This is a genomic window from Vannielia litorea (genome assembly GCF_900142295.1).
GTDB lineage: Bacteria > Pseudomonadota > Alphaproteobacteria > Rhodobacterales > Rhodobacteraceae > Vannielia > Vannielia litorea.
Window position 1 is genome coordinate 2961766 of record NZ_FSRL01000001.1, and the last position, 13408, is coordinate 2975173.

16 protein-coding genes are annotated in these 13408 nt (G+C 68.0%); 8 read left to right on the forward strand and 8 right to left on the reverse strand.

What is annotated here, in order from left to right; genetic code table 11:
* Positions 1-9: 9 nt before the first annotated feature.
* From BUR94_RS14410 to pncA, 4 genes are all read right to left on the reverse strand, one after another.
* Complete coding sequence (locus BUR94_RS14410; RefSeq protein ID WP_245794474.1) at positions 10-840, reverse strand: sulfite exporter TauE/SafE family protein; 831 nt, start codon at positions 838-840, stop codon at positions 10-12.
* Entirely contained in the window at positions 837-2129 is a 1293-nt protein-coding gene (gene pncB, locus BUR94_RS14415; protein ID WP_074256885.1) for a nicotinate phosphoribosyltransferase, read from the reverse strand. The genes BUR94_RS14410 and pncB overlap by 4 nt, the downstream gene beginning before the upstream one ends.
* 84 nt (positions 2130-2213) lie before the next feature.
* Positions 2214-2927 carry an arsenical resistance protein ArsH gene (gene arsH, locus BUR94_RS14420; protein ID WP_074256886.1) on the reverse strand — a complete coding sequence of 238 codons (714 nt, stop codon included), beginning with the start codon at positions 2925-2927 and terminating at the stop codon, positions 2214-2216.
* 53 nt (positions 2928-2980) lie between these two features.
* A complete protein-coding gene (gene pncA, locus BUR94_RS14425) occupies positions 2981-3580 on the reverse strand; it encodes a bifunctional nicotinamidase/pyrazinamidase (protein ID WP_074256887.1) in 600 nt (199 codons plus the stop codon).
* Between the two features lie 90 nt (positions 3581-3670).
* Here pncA and trhO point away from each other — a divergent pair, with 90 nt between their 5' ends.
* Together trhO and BUR94_RS14435 are read left to right on the forward strand one after the other, a co-directional pair.
* Positions 3671-4567, forward strand: coding sequence for an oxygen-dependent tRNA uridine(34) hydroxylase TrhO (trhO, locus tag BUR94_RS14430; RefSeq protein WP_074256888.1), 897 nt, complete (start codon positions 3671-3673; stop codon positions 4565-4567).
* Entirely contained in the window at positions 4564-5130 is a 567-nt protein-coding gene (locus tag BUR94_RS14435; RefSeq protein ID WP_074256889.1) for a hemerythrin domain-containing protein, read from the forward strand. Before trhO ends, BUR94_RS14435 begins: the two co-directional genes overlap by 4 nt.
* 1 nt (position 5131) lies before the next feature.
* Here the strand turns inward: BUR94_RS14435 and BUR94_RS14440 are convergent, their stop codons facing one another.
* Complete coding sequence (locus BUR94_RS14440; protein ID WP_074256890.1) at positions 5132-5896, reverse strand: HpcH/HpaI aldolase family protein; 765 nt, start codon at positions 5894-5896, stop codon at positions 5132-5134.
* Positions 5897-6045: 149 nt separating this feature from the next.
* Here BUR94_RS14440 and BUR94_RS14445 point away from each other — a divergent pair, with 149 nt between their 5' ends.
* Positions 6046-7002, forward strand: coding sequence for a hypothetical protein (locus tag BUR94_RS14445; RefSeq protein ID WP_074256891.1), 957 nt, complete (start codon positions 6046-6048; stop codon positions 7000-7002).
* Here BUR94_RS14445 and BUR94_RS14450 read toward each other — a convergent pair.
* Entirely contained in the window at positions 6999-8057 is a 1059-nt protein-coding gene (locus BUR94_RS14450; protein WP_074256892.1) for a bifunctional transcriptional activator/DNA repair enzyme AdaA, read from the reverse strand. The genes BUR94_RS14445 and BUR94_RS14450 overlap by 4 nt on opposite strands.
* A gap of 145 nt (positions 8058-8202) precedes the next feature.
* Here BUR94_RS14450 and BUR94_RS14455 point away from each other — a divergent pair, with 145 nt between their 5' ends.
* Genes BUR94_RS14455 through BUR94_RS14470 form a run of 4 tightly spaced genes read left to right on the forward strand, consistent with a single transcriptional unit; the run spans position 8203 to position 11194 of the window.
* Positions 8203-9627, forward strand: coding sequence for a cytochrome ubiquinol oxidase subunit I (locus BUR94_RS14455; RefSeq protein ID WP_074256893.1), 1425 nt, complete (start codon positions 8203-8205; stop codon positions 9625-9627).
* 3 nt (positions 9628-9630) lie between these two features.
* Positions 9631-10662, forward strand: a complete 1032-nt coding sequence (gene cydB / locus BUR94_RS14460; protein WP_074256894.1) for a cytochrome d ubiquinol oxidase subunit II — start codon at positions 9631-9633, stop codon at positions 10660-10662.
* Entirely contained in the window at positions 10662-10757 is a 96-nt protein-coding gene (locus tag BUR94_RS14465; RefSeq protein ID WP_074256895.1) for a DUF2474 family protein, read from the forward strand. Before cydB ends, BUR94_RS14465 begins: the two co-directional genes overlap by 1 nt.
* Positions 10758-10765: 8 nt before the next feature.
* The gene (locus tag BUR94_RS14470) at positions 10766-11194 is read left to right on the forward strand and encodes an acyl-CoA thioesterase (RefSeq protein ID WP_074256896.1); all 429 of its coding nucleotides are present in this window, start codon (positions 10766-10768) and stop codon (positions 11192-11194) included.
* A gap of 19 nt (positions 11195-11213) precedes the next feature.
* On the opposite strand, the gene BUR94_RS14475 is transcribed toward BUR94_RS14470, so the two are convergent.
* Positions 11214-11801 (reverse strand): YdeI/OmpD-associated family protein, encoded by a 588-nt coding sequence (locus BUR94_RS14475; RefSeq protein WP_074256897.1) that lies wholly within the window; start codon positions 11799-11801, stop codon positions 11214-11216.
* 99 nt (positions 11802-11900) lie between these two features.
* Here BUR94_RS14475 and BUR94_RS14480 point away from each other — a divergent pair, with 99 nt between their 5' ends.
* On the forward strand, positions 11901-13076 hold the full coding sequence (locus BUR94_RS14480) for a winged helix-turn-helix domain-containing protein (RefSeq protein ID WP_074256898.1): 1176 nt from the start codon (positions 11901-11903) through the stop codon (positions 13074-13076).
* On the opposite strand, the gene BUR94_RS14485 is transcribed toward BUR94_RS14480, so the two are convergent.
* Positions 13057-13395, reverse strand: a complete 339-nt coding sequence (locus BUR94_RS14485; protein WP_074256899.1) for a hypothetical protein — start codon at positions 13393-13395, stop codon at positions 13057-13059. The genes BUR94_RS14480 and BUR94_RS14485 overlap by 20 nt on opposite strands.
* Positions 13396-13408 lie beyond the last annotated feature (13 nt).

Sequence of the window (13408 nt, forward strand, 5' to 3'; positions counted from 1 at the left end):
CACCCCGGCTCACCCCAGCGCCGACCAGAGCATCTTGAGCGCCGAGAGAAAGAGAAAGGCCGCAAAGGCCAGCTTCAGCCGCGCCGGGTTGAGGCTGTGGGCGATCCTCGACCCCACCGGCGCGGTGAAGACCGAGGCCGAGAAGATCAGCACCGCCGCCGGAACCGAGACATAGCCCAGCGAGTAGGGCGGCCTGAGCGGCACGCCCCAGCCCGACCAGACAAACCCGAGGGCAGCAGGCACCGCGATGACGAGCCCGAAGGCCGCCGCCGTGCCCACCGCGCGGTGCACCGGAAACGAAAACGCCGTCAGCGTCGGTACCGAGAGCGTGCCCCCGCCGATCCCCATCAGCGCCGAGAACACCCCGATGAACCCCGGCACCAGCCCTCGGGCCACGGGCCCCTGCGGCAGGTCGTCGCCCAGGACGATCTTTTTGGGCAGGGCCATGTTGATCGAGACCAGCAGCGCGATGACCCCGAAAATCAGCGTCAGCCCGCTCGAGGCGATCACCTTCGAGAGCAACCCGCCCGCCAGCGCGCCGACAAAGATCAGCGGCGCCCAGCTCTTCAGCAGGTCCGCGTCGATCGCGCCCTTGCGGTGATGCGACCGCGCCGAGCTGATCGAGGTCGGGATGATCGTGGCGAGCGAGGTCGCCACCGCCACATGCATCGCCACCGCCTCGGGCACGCCGAGCCAGCCAAAGAGCCAGAACAGCACCGGCACGATGACGATGCCGCCGCCGACACCGAGCAACCCGGCCAGTACGCCCGCCACCGCCCCCGTCGCCACCAGCCCCAGGCCCAGCGCGACCAGAAGGCTCATCGAATAGGTATCGCTCAAACGACGACCTCCATGGCATCCTGTGCCCCCACGCCGAAGACCCGCTTGTAACGCGCGATCTCCTCTTGCGGGCCCATCGCCTTGCGCGGGTTGTCCGAGAGCTTCACCGTCGGCTTTCCGTTGGCCTCGACCGCCTTGCAGACAAGGCTGAAGGGCGCCAGCGCATCGCCCGGCGTCAGGCCTCGAAAATCATTGGTCAGCAGGGTGCCCCAGCCAAAGGAGACCCGCACGCGGCCCCGGAACTGTGCCGAAAGCTCCTCGATCTTTTCCACGTCGAGCCCGTCGGAGAAGATCACCAGCTTCTGCGTGGGGTCCTCGCCGCGCGACCTCCACCAGTCGATCGCCACCTCGGCTCCCTCCGCCGGGTCGCCCGAGTCGATCCGGATGCCGGTCCAGCCGGCCAGCCAGTCGGGCGCGCGCTCCAGAAAGCCCCGCGTGCCGTAGGTGTCGGGCAGGATGATCCGCAGGTTGCCGTCATGCTCCTCGTGCCAGTCGCTCAGCACGTCGTAGGGAGCCTGGGCCAGCGCCGCATCGTCCTCTGCCAGCGCGGCATAGACCATCGGCAACTCATGGGCATTGGTGCCGATCGCCTCGAGGTCGCGGTTCTTGGCGATCAGGCAGTTCGACGTGCCCGTGAAGGCCGGGCCAAGCCCCTCGAACATCGCCTGCACGCACCAGTCCTGCCACAGAAACGAGTGCCGCCGCCGGGTGCCGAAATCGGCCAGCCGCAGCCCCTCGATCTCCTTCAGCCGTTCGATCTTTTCCCAGAGCTTGGTCATGGCGCGGGCATAAAGCACCTGAAGCTCGAACCGCCCCATGTCGCCGAGCACGGCGCGGCCACGAAGCTCCATCAGCACTGCCAGCGCCGGGATCTCCCAAAGCATCACCTCCGGCCAGTTGCCCTCGAACGTCAGCTCGTATTGGTCGCCCACCCGCTCCAGGTGATAGGCAGGCAACCGCAACCCCTCGAACCACTCCATGAAATCCGGGCGGAACATCTGGCGCTTGCCGTAAAAGGTGTTGCCCCGAAGCCAGGTGCTTTCGCCGCGCGTCAGCGAGAGCGAGCGGATGTGGTCGAGCTGCTCGCGCAACTCGCCTTCGTCGATCAGCCTGGCCAGCGGCACCGACTTGGTCCGGTTGATCAGGCTGAAGGTCACCTGCGTTTCGCGCTTGTTGCGAAACACCGACTGGCACATCAGCAGCTTGTAGAAATCCGTGTCGATGAGCGACCGCAAGATCGGGTCGATCTTCCACTTGTGGTTATAGACGCGGCTCGCGATGTCGACCATTGGCTCCTCCGGCACGGCACCGGGTGGTTATTTCAAGCGCGGAAGATGAAGTCCAGCCGGGCCGATCCTGTCGGCACCCGGCCCTCAGATCGCATTGGGCAGGTTCACCCGTTTCGAAAGTTCCTCGCGGGTTTCCACCCGTTCCGAGTAGCGGTCCACCAGGTGATCCTTGATATCGCGCGTGAGCAGGGTAAAGCGCACCAGCTCCTCCATCACGTCGACCATCCGGTTGTAGAACGGCGAGCGCTTCATCCGGCCTCCCTCGAACTCGGTCCAGGCGCGCGGCACCGAGCTCTGGTTGGGGATTGTGAGCAGCCGCATCCAACGGCCCAGAATCCGCATCTGGTTCACCGAGTTGAAACTCTGGCTCCCGCCAGACACCTGCATCAGCGCCAGCGTCTTGCCCTGGGTCGGGCGCACACCGCCGATGGGCGAGAGCGGGATCCAGTCGATCTGGGTCTTCATGATGCCGGTCATCGTGCCGTGCCGCTCGGGCGACGACCAGACCATGCCCTCGCACCACATCGCCAGGTCGCGCAGCTCTGCCACCTTGGGGTGATCCGCAGGCGCATCATCCGGCAGCGGCAGGCCCGACGGGTGGAAGATACGGGTCTCGCAGCCCATCTTCTCCAGCACCCGCGCCGCCTCTTCCACCATCAACCGCGAATAGGCCGTTTCACGCAGCGACCCGTAGAGCAGCAGGATGCGCGCCGGATGGCCGCTATGCGCCCGCGGAAAGAGCTGATCGGGGTCGGGAGCGCGAAAGCTGGCTTCGTCGAGCTGCGGTATATCGGTCATGGGTCTCTTCGGTGGTCACTGAACGCTGTGCCGACCTACCTGGGGCGCGCGCCTCAGTCCACCACCACGCCCGCGCCGCGCATCCCCTCCATTGCCGCCTTCAGCGAGCCGTCGAGGTCGATCGCGCGGCAGAGGTCGGTGCGTACGGTCACGGTAAAGCCCAGCTTTGCCGCATCCACCGCCGAGAAGTTCACGCAGTAATCCGTCGCCAGCCCCACCAGTGTCAGCTTCTCGATGCCCCGCGTCCGCAGGTATCCCTCCAGCCCGGTCGGCGTTTCGTGGTCGTTCTCGAAGAAGGCCGAGTAGCTGTCGATCCGCGGGTTGTAGCCCTTCCGCACGATCAGGTCGGCGCGGCTGGTGTCGAGCCCGGCATGAAACGCCGCACCCTCGCTGCCCTGGATGCAATGCTCGGGCCAGAGCACCTGCGGGCCATAGGGCATGTCGATCACGCTGAACGGCTCCTGCCCCGGATGGCTCGTGGCAAAGCTCGAATGGCCCTCGGGGTGCCAGTCCTGGGTCAGCACCACGGCCGGAAACGCCGCCATTAGCTCATTGATGCCGGGCACGATCCGGTCGCCGCCCTCCACCGCCAGGGCCCCTCCGGGGCAGAAGTCATTCTGCACGTCGATCACGATGAGGGCGCTGTCGGGCATGGGCGGTCTCCTTGAGTTGGGCCGAAGGTAACATCCGCATCCCGCGGGTCAATCTTGCCCGCTCGCGCAAGGGCGGCTATGCCGCGCCCCATGTATACCGTCGCCGCGCTCTACAAGTTCGCCTCCTTCCCCGACCCCGCCGCCCTGCGCGGGCCGTTGAGGGCGCTCTGCGAGGCCGAAGATCTCTGCGGCTCGCTCCTGCTGGCGCCAGAGGGCATCAATGGCACCGTTGCGGGCCCCCGCGCGGGCATCGACCGGCTCATCGCCCACATCAGGCGTCTGCCCGGCTGCGCGGATCTCGAGTGGAAGGAGAGCACCGCGCCCGCACGCCCCTTCCGCCGGATGAAGGTGCGGCTGAAACGGGAGATCGTCACCATGGGCGTCGAGGGCGTGGACCCGACCGCCTCGGTTGGCACCTATGTCGCCCCCGCCGCGTGGAACGCGCTCATCGAGGCTCCCGACGTGGCGCTGATCGACACGCGCAACGACTACGAGGTCGCCATCGGCACCTTCGAGGGCGCGGTAAACCCCGAAACCGCGAGTTTCGGCGAATTCCCGGCCTGGTGGGAGGCCAACAAGGACCGCTTCACGGGCAAGCGGGTGGCCATGTTCTGCACCGGCGGCATCCGCTGCGAGAAATCCACCAACTACCTGAGATCGCAGGGCGTGGAGGAGGTGTTCCACCTTCAGGGCGGCATCCTGAAGTATCTTGAGGAGGTGCCCGAGGCCGAGAGCCGCTGGACCGGCGAATGTTATGTCTTCGACCAGCGCGTCTCGGTCGGGCACGGGCTCACGCCCGGCGACTACCAGCTCTGCCACGCCTGCGGGCGCCCGGTTTCCGCCGCCGACCGCGCCGCGCCGGAGTATGAAGAGGGCGTTCAGTGCCCGGCCTGCGTGGGTGCCTATTCCGAGGCCGACCGCACCCGCTTCCGCGAGCGCCAGCGCCAGCTTGCACTGACCCGCGCCCGCGCCAGCTCCGGCCCATGAACGATCTCGCCCTCGCGCACCGTGCGCACCTGCCCGACGCGCTCCGCGTCCTGCTCGCCGATTACCCGCGCGAGACCTGGGAGGCGCATCCGCACTTTGCCGGGCTGGTGGCGTTCTGGCTCGACCGCCACCTGATGTTCCGCCGCCTGCTGGAGGCGCTGAACACCGAAACCCGGAGCCTGCTCGACGGCGGCGACCCGGCCCGCTTCGGCACGGCTCTGCCCCGTTTCGGCGGCATGCTGCTGCAACAGCTCCAAGGCCACCACCAGATCGAGGATGCGCACTACTTCCCGCTGCTGGAGAAGGCCGCGCCCGAGATCGCCCGCGGGTTTCAGCTCATGGAGGCCGACCATGTGCAGCTCGACCCGGCGCTGGCAGGCTTCGCAGATGCCGCCAACCTTGCGCTCGGCCAGCTCTCCGAGGGTGCCGATGCAAAGGACAGCGTTGCGCCCTTTGCGGCATCACTCCGGAGCCTGAGCGCCCTGCTCGACCGTCACCTGACCGACGAGGAAGAGCTGGTGGTGCCGGTGATCCTCAAGCTCGGGCCCGACACCATCGGCTAGGTCAGCCCTGAAACCTCTCCCGCGCCGCGATCGCGCCCGCGCGCAGCACCGAGGCATCCAGCGCCACCGCCACGAAGATCGCACCGGCGTCCCGCGCCTCGTCCTGAAATGCCGGATCCAGCGTCAGGATGCCGGGCGCCTTGCCCGCCGCCTTGATCCGCTTGATCCCGTCGAGGATCGCCGCCTTCACCTCCGGGTGCGTCGGCTGGCCCGGGTAGCCCATCGACACAGCAAGGTCGCCCGGGCCGATGAACACGCCATCCACCCCGTCCACCGCTGCGATCTCCTCGGCCTGCGCCATCCCTTCCACGCTCTCGACCTGCAGCAGCAGGCAGATCTCCTTCTCGGCGTTCTGGATGTAATCCTTGACCGCGCCATAGCGGCTGGCCCGGGTGGTGCCGCCCACGCCGCGCACGCCCTTCGGCGGATAGCGCACGAAGCGCACCGCCTGCTCGGCCTCCTCCACGCTCTGCACATAGGGAATGAGCAGCGTCTGCGCCCCCTGGTCGAGCAGGCGCTTGATCTCCACCATGTCGTTCCATCCCGGCCGCGCGATGGTGCTCACCGGGTAGCCCGAGGCGGCCTGCATCAGCGGCATCATCGCCGGGGTCGTCACCGGCGTGTGCTCGCTGTCGATCAGGATCCAGTCGAAGCCCGCACCCGCAAGCAGCTCCACCACGCTCGGATCGGGGATCGTGTTCCAGATGCCCACTTGCAGCTCTCCCGCTGCAATCGCGGCCTTGAAGGCGTTCTTCGGCATGTCCATGGCATCCTCCCTCGTGTTTCGGCGCGACACTGCGCCAATTCCGGCGCAAAGCCAAGCCGATGATGCGGCGAGACAAAATCGCCCGACCTGTGCCACATTCGTGGCCCCTGCCCGTGCCACCCTCGCGCAACCCGAAGCGGAGAGAGCGCATGGCCGACGAGACCTTCCTGAGCTACCACCTGCCGTATCGCCTGATGCGGCTGCGGCGGCGGATCGTGGCGCTGTCGGCGCTGCCGCTCCTCGGCGCGGGGCTCTCGGTGCTGCTCCATCCCGGCATCGCGCCGCTGGCCGATCCGCTCGTGCTTGTCACCGTCATGGCGCTCTGGGCCGGGTTCATGACCTGGCACCACGCCGTCTTCCCCGGCGGCTGGACAGAGGCGCTGCCGATGTCGCTCCTGTTTACCTGCCTGCTGGCCACCACGGGCACCATGACCGCGCAGGCCGGCACCCCCGCGCTCGCCGACCTGAAGGTGCAGTGGCACGTCATCAGCCTGTTTCTCACCTTCGTGGCTGGCACCGTTCTGCTCGTCTGGCTCCTTCCGGCAGCCCTGATGGCCCTGCCCAACCGCACCGGCCGCACCGGGCACAGAACCTGGGTTCCGGTCGCCCCCGAGGTGCTGGAGGCGGCGATGGTCATGCGGCCCGGCGAGACCAAGGGCCACCACCGCTGCGGCGCGCCCGATGCCGAGGGTTTCTTCCCGGTCTGGTTCACCGCCAACCTCCCCGATGCCGAGACCTTCGAGCCTTGTCCGCAGGAGATGGGCTACAAGGCCCGCATCATCGAGGGCGAGGACGGCGAGATCATCACCCATGCGGTCGTCCCCGAGACCGGACGCAGCTCGATGGCTCGCCAGCGGTTTACCCCCGAGAACGGCGGCACCCGCTACGAGATCGAAGAGGTGCACGACCACTTCAATGCCTTTACCCGCCTGCTCTTCTGGTTGGACGACGCGCAGGAAGATTACGTCACGGCCTTCGTCGACGAGATCGAGGGAAACCCGCCCCGCGCGATCAAGCAGCAGCTGCAGGACATGATGATCTCCCGCCTCGCCGGCTGGATGGTGAAAAACGATCTTGCAGGCCCGAATGCCGGCAAGGGCCGCTAGGCCGCGCGGGCCGCAAAGCCGCGCTCCAGCGCGATCAGCCGCTCCTTGCGCCACAGCCCTCCGCCGTAGCCGGTGAGGTTGCCATCGGCGCCGATCACCCTGTGGCAGGGAATGACCAGTGCGATCTGGTTGGCCCCGTTGGCCCGCGCCACCGCCCGCACCGCCTGCGGCCTGCCGATGGCCTTCGCCACCTCGCTGTAGCTGCGCACCTGCCCTGCCGGGATCTCGCGCAGCGCCGCCCAGACCGCCCGCGTGAACTCCGAGCCATGCAGCGCCAGCGGCACGCCGAAGGCGGCGCTCTCACCGCGAAAGAACCGCCCCAGTTCTGCCGCGACCTGTTCCGTCGGCTCAGGCCGTCCGAACCCCAGCGCGCCCTTCACCCCGGCGTGCAACCGCTGCAACTCGCGCGGCAAGGCCTTGCGGCCGACGAACTCCAGCAGGTGCAGCGCCCGCGCATCCGACACCGCCACCATCGGCCCAAGGGGCGTGTCGATCCAGTCGGCCATCAGCAGGGGCTTGCGGTCAAAGCTCCCCGGCGCCACACCGAGCATCCGTGCAAAGGCCGCCCGAAAGGCCGAAGCGCTCTCGAAACCCGCATCATGCTGCGCCTCGATCACCTTTCCGCCCTCGCCCAGCACCTGCAGCCCCGCCAGCAGCCGCCGCTGCCGTGCCATCTCGAGGAAGGTGGTCCCAAAGGCCCGCCGGAAGGCCCGCCGCACCGTGGAAGGGTCATAGCCCTCCGCCTCCACCTCCGCCTCCGACCAGCGCCGCGCCGGATCGCGGGCCAGCGCCTCCAGGAGCGCGGTCACCGTGGGGTCGTCGGTCAGCGCGGCGAGCGGCCTGCACCGCCTGCACGCCCGGTATCCCGCCTCGATGCAGGCCTGCGCCGTCTCCCTGAACTCGCAGTTCTCCCGCAGCGGCTTGCGCGCCGGGCAGGTCAGCCGGCAGAAAATCCCGGTCGTTTGCACGCAAACCAGCGCCCGCCCCTCGTAGCTCGCATCTCGCGCCATCAGCGCGGCATGGAGCGTGTCATCATCTGGCAATCTGAACAGCATGGCCCCAGCCTAAACCGCTGCCCGCACCGACGCAGCCGAAAATCGGGCGCCTATTTCCGCCCTGCGGCAAACCGGCACCCTGACTCGACGGCCCGGCGCTTCAGCCTACCTCCACCGCGAACCGAAACAGCCACGACGATCTGAGATGTTCGAAACCTTCGACGCCGTCTTCCTCGCCCGTTTGCAATTCGCCTTCACGGTCTCGTTCCACTTCCTGTTCCCGGCCTTCACCATCGGCCTGGCCTCCTACCTCGCCGTGCTCAACGCCCTCTGGCTGACCACGAAGCAGGAACGCTTCCTCAACCTGTTCCGCTACTGGGTCAAGATCTTCGCCCTGGCCTTCGCCATGGGCGTGGTCTCGGGCATCGTCATGTCCTACCAGTTCGGCACCAACTGGTCGGTCTTCTCCGACAAGGCCGGCCCGGTGATCGGCGCGCCCATGGCCTACGAGGTGCTCTCGGCCTTCTTCCTCGAGGCGGGCTTCCTCGGCATCATGCTCTTCGGGCGCGACCGCGTGGGCCCCGGCCTGCACATGGCCGCCACCGCAATGGTCGCCGTCGGCACCTTCATCTCGGCCTTCTGGATCCTCTCGGTGAACTCCTGGATGCACACGCCCGCGGGCTTCAGCATCGACCCGGAGACAGGCCAGTTCCTGCCCGAGGACTTCTGGCAGATCATCTTCAACCCCTCCTTCCCCTACCGGCTGATGCACACGGTCACGGCGGCCTATCTCACCACCGCCTTCATCGTCGGCGGCGTGGGCGCATGGCACCTGCTGCGCCACCGCCGCCGGGGCGAGATCGCCACGGGCGAGAGCCGCACCATGTTCTCCATGGCCATGTGGATGGCCGCCATCGTCGCCCCCGTGCAGATCTTCCTCGGCGACCTCCACGGGCTCAACACGCTGGAGCACCAGCCGGTCAAGGTCATGGCGATGGAGGGGCACTACGAGAGCCACCCCGAGGGCGCGCCGCTCTACCTCTTCGGCTGGCCCAACGACGAGACCCAGACGCTCGACTATGCCGTGGGCATCCCCAAGCTGTCGTCGCTGATCCTCAAGCACGATCTGAACGCCCCGCTCGACGGGCTGGATACCGTGCCGGACGAAGACCAGCCCCCGGTCTTCATCGTCTTCTGGTCCTTCCGCATCATGGTGATGATCGGCTTCGCCATGCTGGGCCTCGGCCTCTGGTCTCTCGCCGCCCGGGCGAAAGGCCGCCTCTACGACTGGCCCATGCTGCACCGCGCCGCCGTGCTGATGGGCCCCTCCGGCCTCGTCGCGGTGCTGGCCGGCTGGGTGACGACGGAGGTGGGCCGCCAGCCCTTCACCGTCTACGGCCTGCTGCGCACCGCCGACAGTGCCGCGCCCCTCGCGGCGCCCGCCGTCGGTGCCTCGCTCATGGCCTTCATCATCGTCTATTTCGCCGTCTTCGGCGCCGGCACATGGTATATCCTGCGCCTGATGGGCCACGAGCCCAGCCCCGCCGAACCGCGCCTGAAAGACGTGACCACAGGCCCGACCCACGCGGCCGGTCGCTCGCCCGTGCCCAACGCGCCAAAGGAGGAATGATCCATGCCCCTCGCTGAAGGCATCTCCTTCGATCTCACGGTGATCTGGGCCTTTCTCATCGCCTTTTCGGTGCTGGTCTACGTCGTGCTCGACGGGTTTGACCTGGGCCTCGGCATGCTCTTCGCGCTCGAGCCCCGCCGGAAAGACCGTGACGTGATGATGAACTCCGTCGCCCCGGTCTGGGACGGCAATGAAACCTGGCTGGTGCTCGGCGGCGGCGGTCTCTTTGCCGCCTTCCCTCTGGCCTACGCCCTGATCCTTCCGGCGGTCTACGCGCCGGTGATCGCCATGCTCCTTGCGCTCATCTTCCGCGGTGTCGCCTTCGAATTTCGCTGGCGCACCGAACGCTGGAAGCCGCTCTGGGATGTCGCCTTCATCTCCGGCTCGGCGCTCGCTGCCCTCTCCCAGGGCATCATCCTCGGCGCCCTGCTCCAGGGCATCGAGATCGACAAACCCGCCCGCGCATACGCGGGCGGCTGGTGGGATTGGCTCACCCCCTTCACCCTCGCCGTCGGCCTTGGCGTCATGGCGGGCTACATGCTGCTCGGCGCCTGCTGGCTGGTGCTCAAGACCACCGGCGAGTTGCAGAACCGGATGCGCCGCTGGGCCATGGTCTTCGCACCGCTCACCGTGGGCTTCATCGCCCTTGTCTCGCTCTGGACGCCCTTCCTGCAGGAGGGCTACTACAGCCGCTGGTTCACCGGCTGGGGCTGGGGCCTCGCCGCGGTGGTCGCCGCCCTCACCGCTGCGGCCTTCTTCGGCCTGCTCACCCGCCTGCGCATGGCCTCGGCCGAGCTCTCGCCCTTCCTGCTGGCGCTGGCACTCTTCATCCTCTGCTTCGGCGGCCTCGGCGTGTCGATGTTCCCCTATATCGTGCCTACCGAGGTCACGATCTGGGAGGCCGCCGCACCGGAGAAATCCCAGCTCTTCATGCTGGTCGGCGCGGGCATCCTGATCCCGATCATCCTGGCCTACACCGCCTTCGCCTACTGGGTGTTCCGCGGCAAGATCGACGCGGACTCGGGCTACCACTGATGCGCCGCGCGCTTTGGTTCATCGCCCTCTACGCCGGGTCGATCCTTGCGCTCGGCCTCGTCGCCCTTGCCATCCGCAGCTGGCTCGGGCTCTGATCGCGGGCATGAAAGCACCACCCGGCACCCGCGCCGACTACCGCGTCCTGAGCCCCCATGACACCCGCTGGAAGGACATGGACCCCTACGGCCATCTCAACAACGTGGCCTACTACGAGCTCTTCGACACGGTGGTAAATGCCTGGCTGGTCAACGAGGGCCTTATCGACATCCATGACGGCGACCAGATCGGCGTGATGGCCGAGTCGGGCTGCCGGTTCTTCTCCGAGGTCCGCTTTCCCGCGCCGGTCACGGCCGGCATCCGCATCGCCCACATCGGCACCAGCTCCGTCCGCTGGGAGGTCGGGCTCTTCGCCGGCGACAGCGCTTCCGCCGCCGCCGAAGGCTTCTTCGTGCATGTCTACGTCGATGCAGACACCCGCCGCCCCAAACCATTGAACGATACCCTGCGCGAAGGGCTCGCCCGCCTCCTCTAGGAGAGCCCTGCCACCCATCCTATCGGTCGTGCATCCCCTTGCCATCGAGGATCGCGTCCCGCGCCTTCTCGATCCGGCGCACCCGCGTCTCCGCCTTCTTCGCCCCGCCAAAGTGCAGCGCCCAGCCGCGCCGCCGCCCCGGTGTCAGCCCCTCCCAGGCCTCCCGCAGCTCATCGTCAGCCGCCAGCGCTTCTTCCAGCTCCTCGGGCAGGTCAAAGTCATCGTCCGGCAGGTCAACCGTCCGCCCCTCCTCCACCAGCGTCACCGCCTGCGCCACGAACCCCTCGATCGCGGCCCGCGCCGCCTCCACCTCCGCCACCGAACGAAACTCCATCACCCGCGCCGCCCGGCTGTTCGGCCCCGGCGGCACCAGCAGCCCCTCCGGATCCTCCATCAGCACCCCGCGAAAGAACGAGAGCCTGCACCGCCCGCCATAGCCACCCGGCATGCAGACGTTGGTGCCGTTCCAGACGTAGCAGGGCTGCCGCCACTTGAAGGTCTCGTCCAGCGGCCCGGCCAGCAGCACCGCCCGCACCGCCTCCATCTCCGCCTTCCACTCCCCGAGCTTGCCATAAAACACCCCGGCCCGCCGATCCTCGCTGCCCATGCCGTCCTCCCGCCGTCGCTGGGCAAAGCAAACCCCAACCCCCGCCAAATGTCAGCAACCGGATTGCAACTCCCTCCCGCCCGGCCCAATCCTGCCGCCATGACCGCGCTCCGCATCTCCAACGCCCAGGCCCGCGCCCTCTGGCTCACCGCCCACGGCCTCGCCACGCCGCCCACGGGCAAGCTCGACGCCCCCGCCATCATCCACGATCTCGGCTTCGTCCAGCTCGACTCCATCCAAGTCGTCTCCCGGGCGCATCACCACATCATGTGGTCGCGCAACGCCAACTACCGCGAGCCGGTGATGGACAAGCTCCTGGGCCGCCAGCGCGCCGTCTTCGAGCATTTCACCCACGATGCCTCCGTGCTGCCGATGGAGTTCCTCCCCATGTGGCAGCGCCAGTTCCGCCGGATGCGCGAGCGCATCTCCCGGTCGTCATGGTGGGGCCGGATGGACCCGGATCTGCTCGCCTCCGTCAAGGCCCGCGTGGCCGAGGAAGGCCCGCTCTGCACCCGCGACTTCGAGCACCAGCACCAGGGGCCCAAGGAAATGTGGCACCGACCGCCGCACAAGAAGGCCCTCGATTTCCTGTGGTTTTCCGGGGAGTTGGCCACCTGCCACCGCGACGGCTTCACCAAGCACTACGACCTTGCCGAGCGCATCTTTCCCGCACACCTCCGCGAGCAGCACCTCCCCGACGAGGCCCAGATCGACTGGCTCTGCCACGCCGCCCTGCACCGCCTCGGCTTCGGCACGCCCGGCGAGATCCGCAAGTTCTGGGATGCCACCACCGTGGCCGAAACCGCCCGCTGGGCCGACCAGGCCCGCGATCTCATCCTCGTCGAGGTCGAAACCGCCGACGGGGGCACGCTCAAGGCGCTGGCCTGCCCCGACATCGAAGTGCGCATCGCGGCGCTTCAGCCCCCCACCTCGCGCCTGCGCATCCTCAACCCCTTCGACCCGGCGATCCGCGACCGGATCCGCCTCAAACGCCTCTTCGGCTTCGACTACACGGTCGAAATGTTCGTCCCCGCCGAGAAACGCCAATGGGGCTACTACGTCTTTCCCCTGCTCGAAGGGTCGCGCTTCGTCGGCCGGATCGAGGCCAAGGCCGACCGGCGCACGGGCACTCTGACGGTGCTCAACCGCTGGACAGAGCCCAGCCTGCGCCCCTCCAAGGCCCGGGACGACAAGCTGGAGGCCGAACTCGCCCGCCTGTGCCGCCTCGCCAACCTCGAAACCGTCACCTGGGCGCTCAGCCCCGGTGCACCATGAAGGCCACCGTCGCCCGCTCGGCAAAATCGCCGTGGCGCGCCGCGTCCTTCAGGTCAGCCCTTGCCTGCGCCCGCGCGGCCTCGGGCAATTCCGCAAGCAAGGCGCCGGTCACCGGCCCCTCGAACCGCTCCGCCCGCATCGCGGCCTCCTGCTCGATGATCCAGGCCTTCACCGCCGCCCGGCGTTTGCCGTAGGCCGCGTTCTCCAGCCCGGCGGCCACGCCCCGAACCGGCAGGAGCAGCGGGTTGCCCAGGTGGTTTGCCCCGGTGCAGGCCGCAAGGCTACCAGCCAAGCCCACGCATATGACCCAGCGCAACATGGCCGAAATCCAA

Coding starts and splice junctions, on each gene's coding strand:
- pncB (WP_074256885.1), bottom strand. CDS start 2,129: ATGGTCGACATCGCGAGCCGCGTCTATAACCACAAGTGGAAGATCGAC.
- arsH (WP_074256886.1), bottom strand. CDS start 2,927: ATGACCGATATACCGCAGCTCGACGAAGCCAGCTTTCGCGCTCCCGAC.
- pncA (WP_074256887.1), bottom strand. CDS start 3,580: ATGCCCGACAGCGCCCTCATCGTGATCGACGTGCAGAATGACTTCTGC.
- trhO (WP_074256888.1), top strand. CDS start 3,671: ATGTATACCGTCGCCGCGCTCTACAAGTTCGCCTCCTTCCCCGACCCC.
- BUR94_RS14435 (WP_074256889.1), top strand. CDS start 4,564: ATGAACGATCTCGCCCTCGCGCACCGTGCGCACCTGCCCGACGCGCTC.
- BUR94_RS14440 (WP_074256890.1), bottom strand. CDS start 5,896: ATGGACATGCCGAAGAACGCCTTCAAGGCCGCGATTGCAGCGGGAGAG.
- BUR94_RS14445 (WP_074256891.1), top strand. CDS start 6,046: ATGGCCGACGAGACCTTCCTGAGCTACCACCTGCCGTATCGCCTGATG.
- BUR94_RS14450 (WP_074256892.1), bottom strand. CDS start 8,057: ATGCTGTTCAGATTGCCAGATGATGACACGCTCCATGCCGCGCTGATG.
- BUR94_RS14455 (WP_074256893.1), top strand. CDS start 8,203: ATGTTCGAAACCTTCGACGCCGTCTTCCTCGCCCGTTTGCAATTCGCC.
- cydB (WP_074256894.1), top strand. CDS start 9,631: ATGCCCCTCGCTGAAGGCATCTCCTTCGATCTCACGGTGATCTGGGCC.
- BUR94_RS14465 (WP_074256895.1), top strand. CDS start 10,662: ATGCGCCGCGCGCTTTGGTTCATCGCCCTCTACGCCGGGTCGATCCTT.
- BUR94_RS14470 (WP_074256896.1), top strand. CDS start 10,766: ATGAAAGCACCACCCGGCACCCGCGCCGACTACCGCGTCCTGAGCCCC.
- BUR94_RS14475 (WP_074256897.1), bottom strand. CDS start 11,801: ATGGGCAGCGAGGATCGGCGGGCCGGGGTGTTTTATGGCAAGCTCGGG.
- BUR94_RS14480 (WP_074256898.1), top strand. CDS start 11,901: ATGACCGCGCTCCGCATCTCCAACGCCCAGGCCCGCGCCCTCTGGCTC.
- BUR94_RS14485 (WP_074256899.1), bottom strand. CDS start 13,395: ATGTTGCGCTGGGTCATATGCGTGGGCTTGGCTGGTAGCCTTGCGGCC.